This window comes from Thiovibrio sp. Mzg5 (genome assembly GCF_055379285.1).
This window is the reverse complement of record NZ_AP022872.1, coordinates 944,001-960,558: the sequence shown is the minus strand read 5'-3', so window position 1 is coordinate 960,558 and position 16,558 is coordinate 944,001. Positions and strand designations below refer to the sequence as shown.

Sequence of the window (16,558 nt, the reverse complement as noted above, 5' to 3'; positions counted from 1 at the left end):
CCATTTCAGGTTTTTCCATTGACTTCCCCGCACCATTGGGCATAACATTCCGATGAAGAAAGGGAACCAATCAGCATCTTCATCCGACAAACAGCCCGCTTCCCTAATTCTTTTCCTCCCCTCCCTTGACGGGAGGGGATCGAGGGGTGGGTGAAGCTGCCGATTGGCTCAACTCCGGCAAGTACCCCCACCCCCTAGCCCCCTCCCGCAAGGGGCGGGGGAATAAAATGAGTACTTACAAAAAATACGCACTGCCGGACCATTCCCGGCCAAAGAAATAAGAACCCAACCCAAGGAGAACTCCCATGAAACATTTTACCCCCCGCCGTCGCAACCTGCTGGCCCTCAGCCTTATGGCCCTCCTCATCCTCGGAGGCTGCGCAACCTACACCAAGCAGCTTGTTATGCGCTACGATCCCATCACCACCTCCCGCTTCGGTGGCGGCGACCTCTATCTCATCAACGCCGAGTTGCAGCCGCCGACCGCTTCCGGGGCATGGGCCATCGGCAATACCAAAAACGGTGACGGGGTGATGGTTGACACCCTGTGGAGCGGCGTCTCCCCCGCCAGCTTGGTGCAGAGCGCCTTGCAGCGTGAGTTGAGCCAGACCGGCTATGCGGTGATCCCGGCCAAGAAAGCTCCGGATCTTTACAGCAAAGTGGTGGAGATCACCGAGGCTCGAGTGGTTGTAGATCAGATCACCAAGGTCCCCCAAGTCGACGCCACCTGTACCATCAGCGTTTCCCTCACGGTAATGAAAAACGGCGCTCCGGTGCGCAAGCTGCACTACGAGGCAAAGGGCAGCGACCTGGCGATCAAGGACCGCGACCGCCTGGCCGAGACCATGCTCCGCAACACCATGCAGGATGTGATGAGGCAGGCTATTCCGGATATCGTGTCCAATCTGGAGCAGTAGTGTGGGGACTCGGGTTATTCCTTGCTACTGCACCCAGGGATGAATGTTGGAGGCTATGGGGAACCCGACCATTTTCTATTTATATTTCTGGCCATCATGATTCCCGACATGATGGCCATATCCGTAGAATAACTTGTTAGAAGAGCAACGTGATGCCTGACTGGGATACATCCACATGGATTGCCGTTATCGCGCTAGGTGTGAGTGTGCTGAGTTTCGTAACATCAGCGTGGTCCGCCTGGGTGAATCACCGTGGATTAACGCACGCGCGCCAAGCATACGAGCAAGAACGACATGAAGGCTTTGAAAAGCAGCGCTCCTCACTTCTTGAGGCAATCAACACAAGCAGGAGCACGCTTGACAGAACACGTATAGAAATTGGCACAATAAAGGCCATTTTCGATGCAGAGCCGCAGACCGTACAAACGCTGCTTTCAAACTACACCGCGCTATTTGCGGAATACTTGCCGCGAGTTGAAGCTGGAGTCCGTCAGGCCGCCAGCTTTTGGGACGAAGTGGCCGATTGGGATGAATCGACTGGCATCAGTGCGCTCGTTCATCATGAAGCGCGATATCGAGCACTCCTCCATGAAGATCAAATGGCCCATGAACACGCCTTGTACCTAATTGCTGTGTTCAAGGAGAAGCTAGACGAGGCGCGGCGCTTTGTTTCTGGGGCGGCTCGTTGATGCGCTTCTAACATCAGGCTTCACCCGACCCGCACAAGCAGCGCGGGTTTAGTCGCTAGTCTTCCAGGGACAGTATATTTACTTCCCGGTAGTGCGAAATAATCAAGCATGTTGTTCCTTGATTTCCGGAAACAACAAACCCTGCCAAAGCAGGATTTGTTTCGTTCTCAGTCATGTCATAATAAACTAGGGACACTCCCCGTATTTATGGTTGTTTAGGAAGAACATTATGGAATTTTTCGAGTTCGCCAACGTCCTGACCACCCAGGAAGAAATCAGGAACAAGGTATCCGTAGACACCCTTCCCTTCTTTTGCGAGGAGGTTGAGGCGGTGGATGAAGCGGAGGAGTTGGGCCGGGTCATCTACTTCCGCCACTGGGGGCGTTTTCACCTCCGGCAGGAAGATGTCATGGGCGGGGTCCGTTTTTCCGTGCCGGACTGCCCGAACACCCTGGCCTGGACCGTGACCACCGGCAATCCCCCTTACCCCGAGAAGATTGTCCTGCATGCCACCATCAACAGGCTTGAGCACGATGCGGAATTCATTGGCGCGACCAAGGCGCTCCTGGCCACCTTGAAAACCGGCCTGGAAGAGAACTTCACCAGCGAGCCTGCCAACACGGAGCCCCGCCCCTTTCTGATGGCAGACTTGCGAAGCAACCCCTAAATCTCTTCTCCAGCCTGGGGCTCCCCATCGACGCAATCTCCAGCGAGGCGCCATGAAGCACAAACCGCGAAAGCCAATGGTTCCCCGCACCGCCCAGGAGACGACCCGTCATGCCATCATCGCGCTGCTCACCGAGGGGCCTGTATCAGCCAAGGATATTTCCATCGCTGTCCACCTCCCGGAAAAGGAGGTCTCCTCCCATCTCGAACATATCCGCCGCAGCCTGCACGCCACCGGCGCGGTGCTTGCGGTGACCCCGGCGGAGTGCCGGGCATGCGGGTTCATCTTTGCAAAACGCGACCGGATGACGCCGCCCGGCAAATGCCCGGTCTGCCGCAGCGAGGCGATTGACGACCCACTTTTCAGCATTCTGGGGTTGCAGGAGCATGAGCCTGATTGACACATTGCGATTTCAGCAATAGATTGGCATAAGAACAACACTACTTTCCCCTGCGGGGAAACCTCACTGAAACAGTCCCAACGGAGCCTCTGCCCATGCCAGTGTTCGACCCCTACACCCCGATCTTCTGGCAGCGCATCGCCGTGGCCATCATCTGTGGCGGCATCATCGGCCTGGAGCGCCAGCTGCGCGGCAAACCGGCAGGCATCCGCACCAGCATCCTGATCTGCCTCGGCACCGAGGTCTTTGTCGCCCTGGGCGCTCTGATCACCGCGGGTACGATGGCTGATCCCAGCCGGGTGGTGGGCCAGGTGGTCACCGGTATCGGCTTCCTCGGCGCGGGGGTGATCATGGCCAAGGAGGGATTGGTGCAGGGGGTCACCTCCGCAGCGGTAATCTGGATGCTGGCGGCCATCGGTTCGGCCATCGGCCTGGGTTATGAGCATGGCGGCGTGGTTTTGGCCGTGCTTACGGTCGGGGTGCTGACCGGAGTCGAGCTTCTGGAAACCAGCTTCCTCATGCTGCGCGAAGGGGTACACCACCCGCATTTGCCTTTTACGCGGCGGCGTGACGACAAGCCCGACGATCATCAGCAATAAGCCGCCATCCCCTCCCCTAAAAAAAAACGGGAGGCGCGAACAACTGTCCGCACCTCCCGTTGGATCATCTTCTTCCGTGATGATTACAGCGTTTACTTCTTGGTTGCAGCTTTAGTGACCATGCCCCTTACCGTTTTTCTTATCCTTCCCATGATCACCATTCCTGCCCTCGTCACGGCGGTCATCATTCCTGCCCTCATCACGGCGGTCATCATCCCCGCGCTCACGATGCTTTTCCTGATAACGCGGAACATATTCGCGTTCGTACCAGTCGTCACGCACAAAGAATACGCGCTCGCCGCAGGCGTTGTATTCGCGGCAATGCTTGCGCCAATTTTTGGCGTGGCCCGGCGGGACGCGCAGATAGACCGGAGGGCGTTCCACTTGGACCCGCTCAACGATGATCGGCTGACGATAGAGCACTCGGGGCTGCGGGTAGTCGCCGATATCAATATGGCCATAGAAACCGGGTTGGCCAATACTGACCGAGACGCCAACGTCGGCAGCGAGTGCCGGGGTGGAGACGGTGGCAGCAGCTATTGCTACTGCGATCAGAAAACGTTTCATTGTGAATCTCCTGTTGTTCTGGATCATAAAAAAGATCCTGCTTCTTTTCCTTCCACCAAAGAAGAAGGACATCGGCCAGAAAATCACTGGTCTTGTTGCTGGTGCCGACAAAAAAATGCTTTGCCGGACAGTGTCGAGATGGGCCATGGCATGACATCTTTCGATCTCGACGACACTCATTATACCATAATTCAATAAATCAACTCCGTCCGAATTAAAGTCCGAGTTGTTTCATGATCTCGCGTATGAACGCGGGGAGATCGGCCGGTTGCCGGGAGGTAACCAAGCTGGCGTCCACAACCACTTCCTGGTCCTCATAGAGCGCGCCAGCCTCTTTCAGCTCATCAGCCACCGACCTGTAACAGGTGGCGCGGCGCCCCTGCAATAGGCCGGCGCTGATTAAAATCTGCGGCCCGTGGCAAATGGCGGCAACCGGTTTACCACGAGCAATAAAGAGCCGGGCGATCTCCAGAGCCTTCGGCTCCTTTCTCACCACCGCCGGCGCCGCACCCCCAGGCAGGATCAGAATTGCATAATCGTCAGGGTTGACCTCGTCAAGGGTCTTATCCACGGCCACTTTGTAGCCGTGCTTGCCCTTGATGGTCCCACAGCGCAAAGAGGCCACGGTCACTTCGACGCCCGCCTCCTTCAGCCGGTTGGCGGGAACCAACAGCTCAGAGTCTTCAAAATTGTCCGCACTGATAATCAAGGCTTTCATATCTCCTCCAGAGAGATACATAAACAGTAAGAAATTATTATGCGGTGATCAAGCAAAAGGAGTGAGTGCAGATCCCCCTCCCCTGCCGGGTTTTTTCCGCCCCCTCGACAAAAAAAACGGGAGGTGCGAACAACTGCCCGCGCCTCCCGTTGGAACACCTTCTTTCGTACTGTTTACCGCGTTTACTTCTTGGCTGCCGCCTCCGCGCCACCGCCTTCCAGACCGGCGGTGATGGTTTTACCCAGCTTATCCTCGATCACCGAGGTGATAAACTCCTGAGTGAAATTCGCCTCCTTGCGGATGGTCTTGGTGGTGTTGCCCAGAGCAATCCGCAGCTTGCGGTCGCTCACCAGGGCAAGGGCCTTGTCGATCCGGACCTTCAACTCCTCGGGGGTCAAGCCTTCCGCCTGGCCTATGGGGCCAAGCTCCTTGGTCTTCATGGTAAAATCGGTGATCAGCTTTACAAAGCGCGGCGCCTCCGCCGCTGAGGCCCACTGCAGACCAAACCGCTCCGGCTTGATCCCGACCTCGGCCAGAACCTTTTTCACCAATGCACTCACACCCATCGCGTCGTAATTACCAACCTGGTAATGGCATTCACCGAGTTGTCAGCCACCGGAGAAGATGGCGTCGGCACCTTCGGCAAATCCACGCAGAACAAAGGCCGGATCAAGACGTCCGGTGCACATCACCCGGATGGTCCGCAGGTTCGGCGGATACTGGTAACGGGAAACCCCGGCACTGTCTGCGGCGGCATAGCAGCACCAGTTGCAGAGAAAACCCAGGATCTTCGGGTTGAAATCTTTCTGACTCATAACCACTACTCCTCTACTTTTGTTGAAATCGCAAAAACGCGATTACAACGGGTATTCGGTTGTAACTTGTTAATTTTTCGTTGCGAACCTGTAAACTTTTTCTTTTTTTACAAGTTCATCATTTTTCGCCAAAGGCGGTGATTTGCGCGTTGATCTGTTCGTCGGTGTAGCCGCCCATGGAAATGGCGAATACCGGGCAATGCGAGGCGCAGATGCCGCAGCCCTTGCAGGAGGCGGTGATGGTCTCGGCCTTGCGCTTGCCGTTTTCGTCCTTGATGATCCGGATGGACTGATACGGGCAGAGCGATTCGCACAGGCCACAGCCGATACACGCTTCCTTGTCCACGCAGGAGATGGTGGGCTCCACCGAAACAAAGCCCTTGCCCAGCGGCATAGCCGCCTTGGCCGCCGCTGCCTGTGCCTGGACGATGATCTCCTCCACCGGCTTGGGCGAATGGGCCAGGCCGCAGACATACACCCCGCTCACCGGCAATTCCACCGGCCGCAGCTTGACATGGGCCTCGAGGAAGAACTTGTCTTCGTTCACCGGAATCTTCAAGAGCTTGCTCAAGTCTTCGGTCCCTTCGGCAACAATACCGACACTCAAGGCCAGGACATCGGGGGTCATGGTGACCTCGTCGCGCAGGATCGGATCGAAAAAGGTGACGCTCATCTTCTTGCCGCTGCTCTTGAACTTGGGCTTGTTATCCATGGTGTAGGGGATGAAGACCACCCCTTTTTCCCTGGCCTCGCGGTAGGCGTCTTCGGCAAAGCCATAGGTGCGCATATCGCGGTAGAGCACCACCACCTGGGAGGCCGGATCAAGGGCCTTGATCTTGAGGGCGTTTTTCACCGCGTGATTACAGCAGACCTTGCTGCAATAGTTGAGGTCATCCCCCCGGGAGCCGGCACACTGCACCATGACCACCGATTTGGGCGCCAGGTTCTTGCCCTTGCCGGACAAACGCTGCTCCAACTCGCGCTGGGTAACGATTGTTTCGGAATACTTGATCGGGTTGCCCAGCACCACCTCGGGCCGATGCTCGCGGCCGCCGGTGGCGATGATGATCACCCCATGGTCGAGGGTGGTTTCCGTGGCTTTTTTGGCCTTGGTGGTGGTAAGCACCGAGCTGAAATTGCCGACAAAGCCGCTGACCTGGGTCAGTTCGGTATTGGTCAACACCTCGATCAATTTGCTCTTTTTCACCGTGTCGGTCAACTCGGCCAGAACCGTGGACACCGTGTCGCCCTGCAGGGTGTAAGCCAGATGCTGGAGATGGCCGCCCACGGTGGCTTCTTTTTCCACCACCGTGGTATGAAAGCCCTGTTCGGCAAGGGTAAGGGCGGCAGTCAGCCCTGCCACCCCGCCGCCCAAGACCAGGGCCTTGGGGATAACCGGCACGGTCTGCTCGGGCAGGGGCTGGATATGACGGGCCTTGGCAATGCCCATGCGCACCAGATCCTTGGATTTTTGCGTCGCGGCCGCAGGCTCGTTGGCATGCACCCAAGAGCAGTGGTCGCGGATATTGACCATCTCAAAGAGACAGCGGTTCAACCCCGCGTCCTTCAGGGTTTCCTGGAAGAGCGGCTCGTGGGTTCTCGGCGAACAGGCGGCAATGACCACCCGGTTCAGGTTATGCTCCTTGATCTTGGCCTTGAGCACCTCCTGGGCGTCCTGGGAACAGCTGTACAGGCTCTGGGCATGGTAGACCACGCCTTCCATGCCCTCGGTGTACTGCTCAACCGAGGCCACATCCACCACGCTGGAGATGTTGATCCCGCAATGGCAGACAAAGACGCCGATCCGGACCTCTTCATCCTTGCCGGTTTTCTGTTCCTTGGGATAGGTCTTGTGCACCAAGGCCTTGCCGCGATCCTTGGCAATAAGCCCGGCCGCTAAGCCTGCAGCCGCGCTGGACTGGGTGACGCTTTCCGGAATATCCTTGGGGCCCTGGAAAGCGCCGGCCACGAAAACACCGGGCTTGGTGGTGAGCAGCGGGGCAAAGGTCTCGGTCTTGCAGAAATCGTAATGGTTCAGGGCAAAACCGGCGATCTCACCGAGGTTCTTGGCGTCTGCCGGAGCATCGAGCCCCACGGAGAGCACGACGATATCAAAGGGCTCAAAGCTGTGCGTCCCGTCCAGGGTGGAATAGGTGAGCTTTAAATTTTTGTCCCACGGCATGACATCGGCCACCCGGGCGCGGACAAACTTGATCCCCATGGACTCCGCCTTCTTCTGGGCGGCATCGAAGCCCTTGCCCTGGGTCCGCATGTCCATGTAGTAGATGGTGATCTCCACCTCGGGGTCATGCTCCTTGGCAACCATGGCCTCCTTGATGGCATACATGCAGCAGACCGAAGAGCAGTAGCCGTTGTTGCAGCCGAGATCGCGGGAGCCAACGCACTGGATAAAGGCGATTTTCTTGGGATGCCTGCGGTCGGAAATACACTTGACCTCGCCTTCAAAGGGGCCGGAGGCGCAAAGCAGCCGCTCGAACTCCAGGCTGGTCATAACGTCGGGGTGCGAACCATAGCTGTATTTGGCCAGGGTTGCATCGGGAACCCGGCCAAAGCCTGGGGCCATGATCACCGCGCCGATCTGGATCTCTTTTTCCTCTGCCTTCTGGCTGAAATCAATGGCCTTGCTCTGGCAGGTGCAGACGCAGATCTGGCAGGTGCCGTGCTTGAGGTACAGGCACGCCTCCGGATCGATGAAATAGGTGGCGGGCACTGCCTGGGCATAGTCGATGTGGATCGGCCGGGTGACGGCAAGACCCTCGTTGTACTGATCCACCAGATGCCTTGGGCAGTACTTGGTACAGAGGCCGCAGGCCGTGCATTTATCCGCATCGATGTACCGCGGACGCATCCGCAGCGTGGCCGTGAAACTGCCCGGCTTCCCGTTAAGGGAAAGAAAATCAGCGTTGCTTAAGATTTCGATATTGGGAGACCGACCGGCCTCTACCAGCTTAGGCGCGAGTATTCAAAGCGAACAGTCGTTGGTAGGAAAGGTTTTATCCAACTGGGCCATGGCGCCGCCAATGGCCGCAGACTTTTCTACCAGATAGACATAGTAGCCAAGCTCGGTTAAATCAAGGGCTGCCTGAACGCCGGCGATACCGCCGCCGACGACCATGACCGTCCCTGATTTCTTATCTTTTGCTTGTCCCATCGTGTAACTCCACTCAAATTAAAAAATTTAGGAGCCGTTTCGAAATGTCTAGCTCCTAGACCATTTCGTTACGGATCCTTATGCCGGTCATGGCATTTCCAATAGTACAATTATTTTCAACTGACGGCTTAGGAGCCCAAACCGCACTCCAAAAAAGGTCAATCCGGTAACTCATCGCCTAATACTGCAACCTTGATGGCGCACAGCTTATACTCCGGGGTCCTGGAAAGACGATCCAGGGCGTCCAGGGTCAGGAGGTTCACCAGCGCCTGCAAATGATTATAGGTGCTGAAGATGGTGCCCTCCTGGGTCCGGTCGGTGATGATGGCCCGCATCTGCACCGAACCGCGCCGCGAGGTGAGCCGTACCCAGTTTTTCTCCTTAAGCCCCAAACGTTCGGCATCCGCAGGATGCACCTCGGCAAAGCACTCCGGGCTGATCTCGTCGATCTCCTGGGTCTTGCCGGTCATGCTGCTGAAGTTGTACCGGGCAATATCGCGGCCGGTGGTGAACAGCAGCGGATATTCCTCGTCGGGCAGTTCCACCGGAGGGATGTAATCCTCGGCAATGAACAGCCCCCTGCCCCGGGTAAACTTATCCGTATGCAAGACCGCAGTGCCGGGATGATTCTGATCCGGCACCGGCCACTGCAACCCGACCTTTTCCAGCCGTTCGTAGGAAAGCCCCTTGTACTGCGGCAACAGCTGGCAAATCTCGTCAAAGATCTCCGAGGCGGAATTATAGTGCATGGGATAGCCCATCCGCTGGGAAAGCAGGGAGATGATCTGCCAGTCCGGCTTGGCCTCGCCCGGCGGCTCAACCGCCTTGCGAATCCGCTGCACTCTGCGCTCGGTGCAGGTGAAGGTGCCGTCCTTTTCCGCGTAGCAGGCGGCAGGCAAAACCACATCCGCCATCTTTGCGGTATCGGTCAGGAAGATATCCTGAACCACCAGGAAATCGACCTTTTCCAGGGCCGCCCGGACATGGGCGATATTGGCGTCGGCCACTACGGGATCTTCCCCGAAGATATAAAGGCCACGGATATGGCCCTTGAAGACATTGTCCCAGACCTCGGTGGCGGGTTTACCCGGACGCCGCGGCAGCTTGATGCCCCAGTGCTTTTCATACTTAGCAAAGAGATCGTCGGTTTCCAGGCCGCCATAACCCGGCAGGGTATTGAACAGCGCGCCCATGTCGCAGGCGCCCTGGACGTTGTTCTGGCCCCGGAGAGGATTGCAGCCGGTGCCTTCCAACCCGATCTTGCCGCAAAGCATGGTCAGGTTGGCGATGGACTTCACCCGGTCGGTACCGGTGACATAATGGGTAATGCCCATGCCCCAAAAAGCAGCGTGCCTGCCTTCCGCGGCATACATCCTGGCGGCCTGGCGCAGCTGATCTTCCTTGATGCCGGTGATCTTTTCCACCATCTCCGGCGTATATTTCTTGACCAACCGGACAAGCTCGTCAAAATCCTCGGTGCGCTCCTCGACAAACTTCTTGTCCCAGAGCTCCTCCTCGAGGATGACCTGCATCATGCCGTTTAAAAAGGCGACGTCGGTTCCCGGCACGATCCGCAGCCAGAGATCGGCCCGCTCGGCAAGCTTGGTCCGGCGGGGATCCACCACCACCAGTTTAGCGCCGCGATCCACAGCCTGATGAATGCGCAGGCCGATGGTGGGATGGCTGGTGTCCGGGTTGCTGCCGACCATGAAAAAGAGATCAGTTTTCTTTGTATCCGCAATGGAGTTGGTCATTGCGCCGCTGCCGAAGGTGAGGGCCAAACTGGCCACCGTGGGAGCGTGTCAGAGTCGGGCGCAGTGATCGATATTATTCGTTCCGATCGCTGTCCGCATGAATTTTTGCATCAGATAGTTTTCTTCGTTGCTGGCCCGGGCGCAGCTGAAGCCGGAAATGGAATCCGGTCCGTACATAGCCTTGATGTCGAAGAAACGCTTGGCCACCACATTGAGGGCATCTTCCCAACTTGTCTCCACCAGTTGGGAGCCCCGGCGCACCAGGGGTTTGGTCAGACGATCCTTGTGCTGGACGAAATTATGCCCAAACCGACCCTTGACGCACAGCGCCCCGTAATTGGGCGCCAGGTCCGGATCCGAGGTGACCTCCATCAGGGTATTGCCCTTCACCTTGAGGATGATCTGGCAGCCTGCACCGCAGTACGGACAGGTGGAGCGCACCTCGCGGATGGGTTCGTTGACCACCGGCACCAGGGCGTCTTTCTTGTTCAGGGCGCCGGTGGAGCAGTTGTCCACGCAGCTGCCGCAGTTGACACAGTTTTCCTTGAACTTAAAACGCAGACCCAGCGGCCTCCCCTTGTCATCGACACCGTCGGCGCTGATTTCCAGGGCATTGTATTCACAGCTGTTCTGGCAGCGCTTGCAGTAGATGCACTTGTTCAGGTCCACCTGAATCATGGGATGGGCAATCTTTTCCGTGTAGATCGGCTTTGCCGCCATCCCGGTCCGGGTTGGATCAAGGCCGAAATCCGTGGCCAGTTTCTTCAGGTCACAGCGGTCAAAGGCGCGACAGCCGCAGGACAGACAACGCTTGGCCTCGGTGATCGCCATCTGCTCGGAAAACCCGAGCTTGATCTCGCTGAAATCCTGGGTGGCGATCTGGGGCGGCCTGGTGGGCATTTTCTCGCGCAGCTTGATGTTGATCCCCTCAAAATTACGAAGATCGACATCATCGAAGCCCTTGCCCCGGGTGAAGTTGAACCGGCTCTCGTTCACGGTCTTGGTAATGCCCATGACCTGGGCATGGATATTTTCCGCCGCCCGCCGGGCCGCAACCACGGCCTGGATCACCGAACGGGGGCCGCTGGTCACATCACCGGCCGCGTAGATGCCGGGATGGTTGGTCAACGAGGTTCTGGGATTGGCCTTGACATTACATTTCGGGGTCAGCTCCAAGGTCGCTTCCAGTTCGCCACCCTCGAATTTCTCGTGGCAAGCGCTCAATCCTTGGGCAACAATAACGGTATCTGCCTGAATATTCACCGTGGAGCCGGGGATAGCCTCGGGATAGCGGATGCCCTTCTCGTCCGGCTCACCGAGCTTGGTCCGGATCAACTGCACGCTGATGCCGTGGTCGGTATCGCTGAAGTTGACCGGCGCGGCCATGAGCAGAAACTGGACGCCCTCTTTTTCCGCCACCCGGATATTGCGCTGATTGGCAGACATCTCGGTCTGAGCCCGAGGATAGATGATCGTTACCTGGCCGACCTCGTTGCGCAACAGAGAACGGGCAACCTCCATGGCCACATTGTTGCCGCCGAAAACCACGGCGGAGCGGCCGTAGTTGCCGACCTTGCCCTCGGCCATATTCCGCAGGAATTTCGTGGCCGGGATCACCTTGGGCAAGGCACAGCCCGGGATGTCCAGGCTCTCGTCCACCGGCGTGCCGGTGGCGATGAGGATGGCCTCGTAGCCTTGATCCTTGAGGGATTGCAGGGTGAAATCCTCGCCCCACTTCTGGCTCATGCGGACATTGATCCCCATGCGCAGGATGGTGCTGATCTCGTAATCAAGAACATCCTGGGGGATCTTGTAGTCGGGGATGCCGTAGCGCAACATGCCGCCAAGCTTGGGGGCGGACTCGAAGACCGTGACATCGTGGCCTTTGCGCGCCAGGTAGTAGGCGCCGGTCAAGCCGGAAGGGCCGCCGCCGATAACGGCGATCTTTTTGCCGGTGGCCGGCTCGCGGGGGATGCGCAGGTCGATCTTGTGCGCCATGCACCAGTCGGCAACAAAGCGCTTGAGATGGTTGATGGACACCGGCTCATCCACGAGAATCCGGCGACAACGGGTTTCGCAGAACCGAGGACACACCCTGCCCACGGAAAAGGGAAAGGGATTGCGCTCCATGACCAACCGCAAGGCCTCTTCGTACTGGCCCTTGGCCACATGGGCGATGTAGCCCTGCACGTTGATCTGCCCGGGACAGGTGAGATTGCAGGGCGCCTTGCAGTCGCCGAAATGAGTCTCCATCAGGAGGGTCATGCGCTCTGCGCGCTTGGCCTGCAACTCCTTGGACTCGGTGGTGACCTGCATTCCTTCGCGGATCGGGGTTACACAAGACCGAACCGGAGCCTCCACCCCTTCCACGCTGACCACGCAGATCCCGCACGGGATGTCCGAGGTCCCCTTGTTCACGTAGCACAGGGTGGGGATATGGATATCCGCCCGTTTTGCCGCTTCCAGGATGGTGATCCCTTCTTCGGCAACAATTTCATACCCGTTGATTGTGATATTCATAGCCGGTTCAGTCGTTGTATATGGTTACGTTACGGCTCCTAAGCCGATGAATATGCAACTTCCCTTATGCCGCGGGCTTCCATTCCTTCAGGAAGGCGGGCAGATGTCCGGCTTCACGGGGGCCGATGGTAATGGTCCAACCGGCCAGCTCTTCCTCCAACTCACCCTTCATGGAGGCAAGGTAGCCGGGGATAATCAGCTCCCGATGCTTGACCTTGGACTCGATTCCGGATTTTTTCATAAAGGCCGCAATCATATCCGCGCCGAACTTGCCGGCCGCCCAGGCGGTGAGGACCGAAAGCCCTTCCGTATCCTTAATCAGTAGCCAGGAAGGCACCTTGCTCCCCTCGATCTCCCCGGAAACGATGAAGTAGGTGAGGGAGAAGTTGCAAGTAATGAGCACCGGGGAATCCTCGGTGGGGCCGTTGATGTTATACACATCTTCCTGGACCACCATGGGCCGCTGGGGATCGGTGAAGATGTTCAGCCTCTCCAGCAACAGCGGGAAGAGGATATCGCCCTGCAGATCGGAAAGCACAACGATACCTGCGTATTTGGCAATGAGCACCGAGGCGACCATGGCCTCCATCAACGGATCGGCGGAGATCTCGCAGGGGAAGGTGATGGTGGGAAAACCCAGGGGCTTGAATTTAGCGCGGATGGCGGAACGCCGGCCCACCACGCTGTCTTCGAGAGCAGCGCGGATCGTGCGGGCTCCGGAGTCGAGCATCAGATCCTTGAGCCCACCAGCAAGAAGTTTCTCGGAAACAGCCACGGTGTCGTCAAGGTTTGTGCCCTTGGCAACCAGGGGGCAGCCAGTCTCTTTGGCCACAGCAACCATGGCCTCGGCATTCTCGGCGGTGGCACCGTAGAGCAGGGGCTTGCGTTCCCCGCAGGCCGCAGCACCAGCCTTGAGATTGTCGGCCTTGTCGCTCATCAGGATGAGGCCGGCATCGGCGGCACCGTCCAGCACCTTCTTGGTCAGGGCGGTAAAGGCAGCACTGTCGCCCTTGCTATCCTTGATCGCGATGAGGTCAGCCTTGAGCAGAACGCCGACCCGCTCATAGCGGAGGTTCTTGAACCGGGTGATGCGGCCCTCGACCTCGGCCTCGCTCATGTCGGTGGTGACCAGCACCGCAATACCGGTGGGGTTCTCAAACCGTTTTTCATGGCGGAACAGGCAGGTCTCGCCGCCGGTGGTATAGGCGCTGTCCCCGGAACCGATTTTAACAGTCCGGATCGGAGGGGCGGAAGCCTCGCCGATCTGCTCCTTGACCTCATCGCTCACATACGGACATTCGCCGATTTCCATCTGCCCGGCAGCCACCTTCATGGCAAAGGCAAGACAGGTCGGGATACCGCACTCCCCACAGTTCTTCTTGGGAAGCATCTTGAGGATTTGAATACCTGTTAAAGCCATCTGTCTGTTCCTCCGTTATAAGGCAAGCTGTAAGCTTGAATAGTAATCTTGAATCGTATCGCTGATAGCGGATAGCTTATATCGTCAATTAAACAAGCGCTTCCATCTCAAGAGCCGGATGCCCGACTTTTTTCATGAAGGCGAGGATTTCCTCCTCCGTGGTACCGTTCTCCTCGGTGGCGATCATGTCGTAAAACTCCGGCATGCCGATTTCCTTGCAACGCTCCATGAGTTTGTCCTTGATCTCTTCCTTCATCATCTTGGGCAGCCAGACCATGCGCTGCAACCCGCCTTCGGCAACAAACAGCTTGGGGCTGGTCATGAAATGCTTGGAAACCCCGATAAAACCAGGGGTCTGCGCGCCGCCGCCAGCCATACCGGCCAGAGAAGTGAACTTCATCCCGGAAGGGGTCATGCCGCTGTAGTCGCGGTTGACCACCATGATGCCGTTACACTGGGGCAGCATGGCGGCAATGGCCTCGAAACAGCCGCAAGCGGTCATCGGGCTGTTCATCAGGGAGTAGAGGGCAAGATCGGTTACAGCCCCGCGGGAGGTCTGGTCGACAAAATCGTTGATCCCCTTGAAGCGGCCGAGCTTCTCATCCAGGCAGTCGCCTTTCTGAATCGGCTGGTTGGGGCCGGTGGGGTTGATCTGATAGGAGGCCTTGCCGTCCAGCCAGTTATAGGCGCCGCACATGCCGATCCGCTCCGGGGTGATAACACAGACATGGCTCGGGGCAAAGGATTGGCACAGGGTGCAGGAGTAGAAGACCTCTTCGGTCTCGTCGGTCATGGAACCCAACCGCTCATCGCGCTCCGCGTATACCTTGCGGGCCAGCTCCTGAACCTCTTCCACCTTATCCAGCTCGGTGTAGATCTTGACCTGGATCTTGTCGACAATGGCGCCGAACTCCTGATGCAGTTTGCCGTGCAACACCTTGCCGATGTGGGCGAGGGAAAAGCCCTTTTCCACCGCAGCCTTGCCGATCCGGAGCCACATGATGTTCCGCTGGCCCATGTGCATGATGCCTTGGATGTAGTTGATCAGGTGATGGAACTGACGCTCGAGGATGGGCTCGAAGTCCGACTGCATGCCGCGCCCGGCAACCTCGACCAGGATGCCGAGGGGCAGATTCTGACCCACCTGGATGTCCTTGATGTCCGGCCCTTCGACGGTAACCTTGCCGTCCTCCACCTCGGACATATCCTTGGAAACCAGCACCTCAACCCCCGAGGTCCGGCCGCCGCCACATTCCATGAAGAGGTCGTCCTTACGGATACGCTCGCCCTCAAAGGCCGGGCCAAAGGACAAGGGGATGTCGATCTTGGTGACGTTGACCTTGAGGCCGCGCACCTCGATGGCCTTCTGGACGATCTCCTCGTGGGGCACCCGGCTGACCACGTGCTCGTAGGTGCAGATTCCGGTGGGCAGTATCTCGGGAATATCGTAGTCGGAAATGGTGGGGAAACCCCAGTTGATGGCGCCGGCCGCGTTGGCGTACCACTCGTCGGAAACCGGGCCAAAGGCCATGACAAAGGCGAAGGTCCGGTCCTTGTTGTAGATCAGGTTGCCCTTGTAGTCGCCGGGCTTGATGCCGCCGAAGGCCATGGCCACGCGGCAGGCAAAGCCGATGGCAAAGACCGCCGAGGTGTAGCTCTTGCCAAAAGGCACCAGCCGGGTATTCCAGCCGACCTGCACCTTGTTTTCCACCAGACGCTCGGCCATATTCTTGCCGTTGGACTGATCGTGCATGAAGATATAGAGGTTCTTCTCCTGCAACTCCAAGGCGATGCGCGAGGCAACCTCGTTGTTGTCCGGGGTGCCCATGATGGCGGCAAAACCAGGGGCCGTGCCGTCCACGAACTCGACGCCGCGTTTGCGGAAGATGACGTCGTCGGCAGCACCCAGCCAGATATTGTTCTCCAGCGGATCTTCGGTCTTGGTGTAGAAATCCGGGGTCTCCAGATAGCGGATAGCCTCGTACATCTCCTCGGCAAAAAAGGTGGCCATGCCCGCATCCAGAGCCGGGGCGAGGTACGGCAGCCAAATATTCTCGCTCACCAATTCCGGCAGCAGGGTGCGGCATTCCTTGAAGATATCCTTCATGTCGCCCAGATTCTGTACCTTGGCGCCCAGCATACTGTAAATAACCGGCAGGAAGTAGGCGGTGTTCGGGAAATGCACCTCTTGCTCAGGGCCGTACTTCTTGATGGCCTCCTCGAACTTCGCTTCCGCCATATCAACTATCTTGTGAGCCCCACGGATGGCGGCTGAACAGATGATCTTAGACATTTGGTATTTCTCCTCTTTACTCTACAA

12 protein-coding genes are annotated in these 16,558 nt (G+C 57.8%); 5 read left to right on the top strand and 7 right to left on the bottom strand.

The features are described 5' to 3' along the window. Window positions 1–305: 305 nt before the first annotated feature. From ACZ46D_RS04310 to ACZ46D_RS04290, 5 genes are all read left to right on the top strand, one after another. Window positions 306–917, top strand: a complete 612-nt coding sequence (locus ACZ46D_RS04310; RefSeq protein ID WP_464928802.1) for a hypothetical protein — start codon at window positions 306–308, stop codon at window positions 915–917. A gap of 152 nt (window positions 918–1,069) precedes the next feature. Continuing rightward, window positions 1,070–1,606, top strand: coding sequence for a hypothetical protein (locus tag ACZ46D_RS04305; RefSeq protein WP_464928801.1), 537 nt, complete (start codon window positions 1,070–1,072; stop codon window positions 1,604–1,606). Between the two features lie 229 nt (window positions 1,607–1,835). Next, window positions 1,836–2,273 (top strand): hypothetical protein, encoded by a 438-nt coding sequence (locus ACZ46D_RS04300; protein ID WP_464928800.1) that lies wholly within the window; start codon window positions 1,836–1,838, stop codon window positions 2,271–2,273. 52 nt (window positions 2,274–2,325) lie between these two features. Then, window positions 2,326–2,673 carry a transcriptional regulator gene (locus tag ACZ46D_RS04295; protein ID WP_464928799.1) on the top strand — a complete coding sequence of 116 codons (348 nt, stop codon included), beginning with the start codon at window positions 2,326–2,328 and terminating at the stop codon, window positions 2,671–2,673. A gap of 95 nt (window positions 2,674–2,768) precedes the next feature. Next, complete coding sequence (locus tag ACZ46D_RS04290) at window positions 2,769–3,272, top strand: MgtC/SapB family protein (protein ID WP_464928798.1); 504 nt, start codon at window positions 2,769–2,771, stop codon at window positions 3,270–3,272. A 111-nt stretch (window positions 3,273–3,383) separates the two neighbouring features. Here ACZ46D_RS04290 and ACZ46D_RS04285 read toward each other — a convergent pair whose 3' ends face one another. The 7 genes from ACZ46D_RS04285 to acsB form a co-directional block, all read right to left on the bottom strand. After that, window positions 3,384–3,839: a hypothetical protein gene (locus tag ACZ46D_RS04285; protein ID WP_464929251.1), complete on the bottom strand. Its 456-nt coding sequence runs from the start codon at window positions 3,837–3,839 to the stop codon at window positions 3,384–3,386. Window positions 3,840–4,053: 214 nt separating this feature from the next. Then, window positions 4,054–4,557, bottom strand: a complete 504-nt coding sequence (locus tag ACZ46D_RS04280) for a type 1 glutamine amidotransferase domain-containing protein (RefSeq protein ID WP_464928797.1) — start codon at window positions 4,555–4,557, stop codon at window positions 4,054–4,056. A 182-nt stretch (window positions 4,558–4,739) separates the two neighbouring features. Continuing rightward, entirely contained in the window at window positions 4,740–5,372 is a 633-nt protein-coding gene (locus ACZ46D_RS04275) for a hydrogenase iron-sulfur subunit (RefSeq protein WP_464928796.1), read from the bottom strand. A gap of 118 nt (window positions 5,373–5,490) precedes the next feature. Continuing rightward, window positions 5,491–8,544 carry an FAD-dependent oxidoreductase gene (locus tag ACZ46D_RS04270; RefSeq protein WP_464928795.1) on the bottom strand — a complete coding sequence of 1,018 codons (3,054 nt, stop codon included), beginning with the start codon at window positions 8,542–8,544 and terminating at the stop codon, window positions 5,491–5,493. 158 nt (window positions 8,545–8,702) lie between these two features. Continuing rightward, window positions 8,703–12,818 (bottom strand): formate dehydrogenase subunit alpha, encoded by a 4,116-nt coding sequence (gene fdhF / locus ACZ46D_RS04265; protein ID WP_464929250.1) that lies wholly within the window; start codon window positions 12,816–12,818, stop codon window positions 8,703–8,705. 64 nt (window positions 12,819–12,882) lie between these two features. Then, the gene (gene acsC / locus ACZ46D_RS04260; protein WP_464928794.1) at window positions 12,883–14,238 is read right to left on the bottom strand and encodes an acetyl-CoA decarbonylase/synthase complex subunit gamma; all 1,356 of its coding nucleotides are present in this window, start codon (window positions 14,236–14,238) and stop codon (window positions 12,883–12,885) included. Between the two features lie 88 nt (window positions 14,239–14,326). Then, complete coding sequence (gene acsB / locus ACZ46D_RS04255) at window positions 14,327–16,531, bottom strand: acetyl-CoA decarbonylase/synthase complex subunit alpha/beta (protein ID WP_464928793.1); 2,205 nt, start codon at window positions 16,529–16,531, stop codon at window positions 14,327–14,329. Window positions 16,532–16,558: the final 27 nt, after the last annotated feature.

Bases quoted from the DNA above. Each gene is read 5' to 3' on its own strand.
- ACZ46D_RS04310 (WP_464928802.1), top strand. From the start codon at position 306: ATGAAACATTTTACCCCCCGCCGTCGCAACCTGCTGGCCCTCAGCCTT.
- ACZ46D_RS04305 (WP_464928801.1), top strand. From the start codon at position 1,070: ATGCCTGACTGGGATACATCCACATGGATTGCCGTTATCGCGCTAGGT.
- ACZ46D_RS04300 (WP_464928800.1), top strand. From the start codon at position 1,836: ATGGAATTTTTCGAGTTCGCCAACGTCCTGACCACCCAGGAAGAAATC.
- ACZ46D_RS04295 (WP_464928799.1), top strand. From the start codon at position 2,326: ATGAAGCACAAACCGCGAAAGCCAATGGTTCCCCGCACCGCCCAGGAG.
- ACZ46D_RS04290 (WP_464928798.1), top strand. From the start codon at position 2,769: ATGCCAGTGTTCGACCCCTACACCCCGATCTTCTGGCAGCGCATCGCC.
- ACZ46D_RS04285 (WP_464929251.1), bottom strand. From the start codon at position 3,839: ATGAAACGTTTTCTGATCGCAGTAGCAATAGCTGCTGCCACCGTCTCC.
- ACZ46D_RS04280 (WP_464928797.1), bottom strand. From the start codon at position 4,557: ATGAAAGCCTTGATTATCAGTGCGGACAATTTTGAAGACTCTGAGCTG.
- acsC (WP_464928794.1), bottom strand. From the start codon at position 14,238: ATGGCTTTAACAGGTATTCAAATCCTCAAGATGCTTCCCAAGAAGAAC.
- acsB (WP_464928793.1), bottom strand. From the start codon at position 16,531: ATGTCTAAGATCATCTGTTCAGCCGCCATCCGTGGGGCTCACAAGATA.